This is a genomic window from Deltaproteobacteria bacterium (genome assembly GCA_016874775.1).
Lineage (GTDB): Bacteria > Desulfobacterota > Binatia > Bin18 > Bin18 > VGTJ01.
The window spans coordinates 1-4,694 of the sequence record VGTJ01000286.1 but is presented as its reverse complement, the minus strand read 5'-3'; the positions used below and the strand labels follow the sequence as shown (position 1 = coordinate 4,694).

The window sequence follows — 4,694 nt, the reverse complement described above, 5'->3', positions numbered from 1 at the left end:
GCGAGAGGCCGGGGGAAAGAAGCTCTTCAATTGTGTCCATTCGGTCATGGTCAGGTCCGTTGGATAAACTCGCGGCAGTGTATTCATCCCTCAAGCTTACCAATCCCTTTTTCAAAACACTCTCTTAGGGCTCGCTCAACTGGGTGGCCTTGTATAGACGCTGCGCGTGTCCCTCGGGCATACAGGCGGCTTATGGTGTCCCGTATGACGTCCATGGCATAGAAGAAAGAAGAATAAAAGTTTGCGCGTACTCTCGGTGAAACTCCGTCTGCAGTGTTTGCTGCTTCCCAGACTGCTGTCGTTGCTTCCATCAAGCCGGCTCGAACAGCACGTAAGGTAGCGTCACAATTTGCGATGAGTTCTTGAATCGGCGCTTGGTCTCACAGTGTTTGCCCAGTGAAGGAGGAGACCTTCGACCTAAGTTCCTCTGTCACCGCCTTCTCACCGCAGGATTAGCAGCACTGATGATTTCCAGAGCTGCCAACGCTACCGGTGGCGGTACTTCAAGTCCGCCAACCTCACGAGGGGCAAATAAGCGAAAGAGGCCAGCCTCACCCACTGCACTTACGACTTCTTTCACTAGTCGAGCTCGTTGTTCACCTTCGAGCAGATGTTTGCGTATAAGGGGTTGGAGGTCGTATGCGGTCGCAATGAGGGGGTGAGTCGACATCTTTGTCTCCCTGAGTGATGGGAAGTACGGCAGCGTGCACCTCGCGCACGCTACAGCCTGTAGAAGCTCAATGAAAGCGGTAGGGTAGGGGAGTGCGCGCAGATGGTGCTTTACGTACCCTCTGCGCGTAGGGCTTATATCTTCGTAAACACAAACTGCTCGCTGACCTTCTCCCGCGCTTCTTTCATGTGCGTGTAGTACTGGAAGAAGCCACCGTTGTAGTTTCCGTCTTGTCGACGATTAAACTCACCTTCGAAGTTGTAGTAACCAGGAGTGCACTCTTGGTTACGGGTGGTCTTGCCACGATGCTTGATCACTTCTTGTACCCACCACTCCTCAGCTTCTGGGGTGACGTCGATGGTCTGGTAGCCATGACTACGGACGTAGTCGATGCACGCCGCAATGTGATCGCCCTGGGTTTGCAGCATGTCGGTTAAGTTGAACTGAAATGAAGCTTGGTAGCCGCCCATGATAAACATGTTCGGGTACCCCTGTGTATGGATCCCGTACAGCGTACGGATACCTTCGTTATACTTATCATTCAGATCAAGGCCATTTTTCCCGACGATCTGGTTGTAGATGCCAGTCTTCTGCACTTCAAAGCCTGTAGCGTAGATCAGCAGATCGACTTCATATTGCTTGCCTTCAAAGACTGGTCCTTTTTCGTTGATTTCGGTAATGCCTTTGCCGTGCGTATCGATCAAATGCACATTGGGTCGGTTGTAGGTCGGCAGGTACTCGTCATGGAAACAGGGACGTTTGCACATAAACATGTACCACGGCTTGAGCGCTTCCGCCGTTGCTGTATCTTTCACGATGTCTTCGATGCGGCGATGAATACGCATCATGTGGTCGATATTGGTGTTTTCCTGGCGGCGAATTTTTTCTTCACGAGTTAGCGATCCAAGTTCGGCCTTTTGTTCATCTGTCAGTTGCGGGCCTCTGATCGCTTGCGCGCGCCGTTCTCCCTGCCATCCTGGTTTCAGTTTTCGCGCCCAGTTGGGATCAGTGGCCCAGTCATCGCGAACGTCAATTGATGAAGGCGTACGCTGGAACACATACAGTTCCTTGGCATTGGCGCCGAGCCCTGGAATGGCCTGGATCGCTGTTGCGCCAGTGCCGATGATGCCGACAACTTTATCTGAGAGCTTGGAAAGATCCTGTCCGGTGTAATCGTAATCCCAACGTGAGGTATGGAACGAGTGCCGCTTAAATGTCTCCATGCCTTTGATCTTCGCTAACTTCGGCTTAGACAGCGTCCCGTTCGCACAAATCACAAATCGTGCCTTCATATTGTCGCCACGATCGGTCTTGAGATGCCACATCTGTTCTTTTTCGTTCCATACTGTTGAAGTGACGGTTGTCTGAAAGACCGCCAGTTTGTACAGATCGTAGCGCTTGGCGATAGCTTGGCAGTGACCATAGATTTCATCGCCAGTGGCGTAGCGCCGCTTCGGCACGTAGTCCATCTCGTCAAGCAGTGGCAGGTAATCATACGATGGGACATCACACGCCACACCAGGATAGCGGTTCCAGTACCACGTGCCGCCGACATCTGCGCCACGTTCGACGATACGGATGCTCTCAACACCGACCTCACGCAGACGCGCAGAGGTGAGCAGTGCAGAAAAGCCGCCACCGATGAACAACACTTCAACGGTATCGTTGATCGGTTCGCGCGGCTTGATTTCGCCGCCATACGGATCGACTTCATATTTTTCTAGCACCCCAGTAAGGTCGGACGTATATTGTCCCGTACCTTCTGGACGATACTTCAAGCGCAGGTCGCGCTCTTCAGCAAACTTCTGCTTGATGCGGTCGTAGTACTCTTGTGGCTGTCTGCCTTGCCGTAGTGGCGTGAACATGCCTATAGGTTGGGCTGCGGATTGTGGAGCCGGGACGCTTTTTGCTTCTTCCATAATCATTCCCTCCTTGCATACGGTAGAGATGTTTAGTGTATGTTGCGAAAGCTTACAACTGGCCAATACGAGAGCTTAAGCACTTGGTGCTTGTACCTAATCTTCTACAACATCTCTACTTTTTCACGATTTTTTGCAAGATTCTCCCGAGGATTATTTTTATTTCCCCGCCTAGCCAAGCGTGACCGAACCGTCTATATGCGGTCGCCATGAACGAACTGCAAGCCCAATTCCACCGTGATGGTGTTGTCTTTGTCCCGAATGCTCTGGATCGCCAGACGCTGAAGTTGGCTGATGAAGCTTTTCAATGGACATACACGCATCCCGGCCCTGGTGCTGGCGCGGTTCTGCAGGGAGTGCCAGGAACAATCTATCAGGATCAAGCCAATCCAGATTGTTTTCCTGCCTATCGTGAATTGCTGCTCAACACATGTATCCCCGATATCGCCACTGGGCTCTTTAGCAGTAATAACCTGTGGTTATTGTATGAACAGATCTGGTTCAAGGATGCCAATTCACGGCGCACCCCCTGGCATCAGGATATGTCGTATTGGCCGCTCGAAGGTGATGATCTCTGTGTGATGTGGGTGCCGTTGACCCCTGTCTCTCAGGATACCACGCTTGAATTCGTCAAAGGTTCGCATCGCGGTCCTCTCTATAATCCCAGCGCATTCAGCGCGCAGGATGAATCGGCCAGTTTGTTTCGCTCAGATGAGTATCCACCGTTGCCAAACATCGAAGCTGCGCGTGATCAGTGGCCGATCGTCTCGTGGGCAATGCAGCCTGGAGATATGGTGATTTTTCATCCGGCGATGCTGCATGGTGGTGCACCGACGTATGCGGGCCAACCCCGGCGGACGCTTTCTTTGCGGTTCTTTGGTGAGCAGGCCTATTGCGCGGCGCGTCCTGGAGGTGGGTTAGCCGATGTCGAAGGGCTCAAGCATCGGGACGGCGGTCGTCATCCGCTGAGGAAGATGGCAAAGGCAGCACCGGGGACGTTGTTTCGACACCCCGACTTCCCGCAACTGCGCCCGCAAAGTGCAACAGCAAATCTGCGCTAAAGAAATATAACTCTTGGTGATGAAAAGGAGAGGGTGAAGAAAGGCGGGCATAGGGATGCCTCTCTTCACCTGCTAGGGGTCATAGCAGAGGGCCATTGGTATCCGAGGCAAGAGCGGTGCCACTTTCAGTGCCTCCATCGGTCAATGGCTCCTGTTTGGTTTTCTTAAGAAAATCGGCAACTTCAACCAGTTGTCCAAGGTGGGCTATCAATGGATGCCCAAAGGGGAACACGTCGAAGTACTGACGCCCGGCACCAATGAGAAGCGCTATCTGGCGGGCGCCTTGGACGTCACCACCGGAAGAATCCCTTTTAGGGGTAGGCTTTTACGCTGAGAAAAGACGAGACGTCCTTCCCGCGAATGCGGGAATCCAGGGAGAATACGCAATCGTTCAGGGTGTTTAGTCCCCCTCCGCGCTTCGAGAGACTCTACTTACCCACCTCCTGTCCTGCTGCCAATCCGATTGAGCGCGCGTTTGGGGATGTCCACGATAACTGTACGCGGAATCACACGCGCAAACGCATCTGGCATCTCGTTGGGGATGTCAAACAACATCTGCGGATTACTGGCCCGTGGCGCTACGCGCTCTCGAAGCTATATTACACGCCCGAGGTGACGGAAGCCGTCGAAGCGCTCCAGACTGCGGAGAACTCACGGGCTGCGCTCTCACAACTGGCCGCCTGAGTGTACAAATGTTACTTGGTCCGATTTAGATTGCCGACAATTAGATCAACTTCTAAGCCGGTGCTCGTACGCCAGAAGGTCAGAGGCAAATACTTTTCTGAATAACTCAGATAGGCGCGGACCTCTTCAAATAGAAGACGTTGTGGTTGCCAAGATCGATTTGCAGTGTTCGGTGACATGCGGATAATCGGGAGGTCTCTCCTGTTTATCTAAATAGAAACTCACTCGATGGCAAGTGCTAGGCGGCGAGGGGAAGCGCATACACCTGACGTTCCACCGGGAAGGACCGGCGTTTTTGCAGCCAAGCAAAGACTAAATTGACTAATTCCTCTATACTCTGACAGCGATGACAGCGGGTAA

At 52.8% G+C, this 4,694-nt stretch carries 5 protein-coding genes; 2 read left to right on the top strand and 3 right to left on the bottom strand.

Translation table 11 applies throughout. The features are described from left to right. Window positions 1–83 precede the first annotated feature (83 nt). From FJ147_27340 to FJ147_27330, 3 genes are all read right to left on the bottom strand, one after another. Window positions 84–368: a hypothetical protein gene (locus tag FJ147_27340; GenBank protein MBM4259599.1), complete on the bottom strand. Its 285-nt coding sequence runs from the start codon at window positions 366–368 to the stop codon at window positions 84–86. 62 nt (window positions 369–430) lie between these two features. Next, complete coding sequence (locus tag FJ147_27335; protein ID MBM4259598.1) at window positions 431–670, bottom strand: hypothetical protein; 240 nt, start codon at window positions 668–670, stop codon at window positions 431–433. Between the two features lie 134 nt (window positions 671–804). Next, complete coding sequence (locus FJ147_27330; protein ID MBM4259597.1) at window positions 805–2,595, bottom strand: NAD(P)/FAD-dependent oxidoreductase; 1,791 nt, start codon at window positions 2,593–2,595, stop codon at window positions 805–807. Between the two features lie 203 nt (window positions 2,596–2,798). Between FJ147_27330 and FJ147_27325 the strand changes: the two genes are divergently transcribed. Beyond that, a complete protein-coding gene (locus FJ147_27325) occupies window positions 2,799–3,650 on the top strand; it encodes a hypothetical protein (protein ID MBM4259596.1) in 852 nt (283 codons plus the stop codon). A gap of 396 nt (window positions 3,651–4,046) precedes the next feature. Further along, entirely contained in the window at window positions 4,047–4,334 is a 288-nt protein-coding gene (locus FJ147_27320; GenBank protein MBM4259595.1) for a hypothetical protein, read from the top strand. Window positions 4,335–4,694 lie beyond the last annotated feature (360 nt).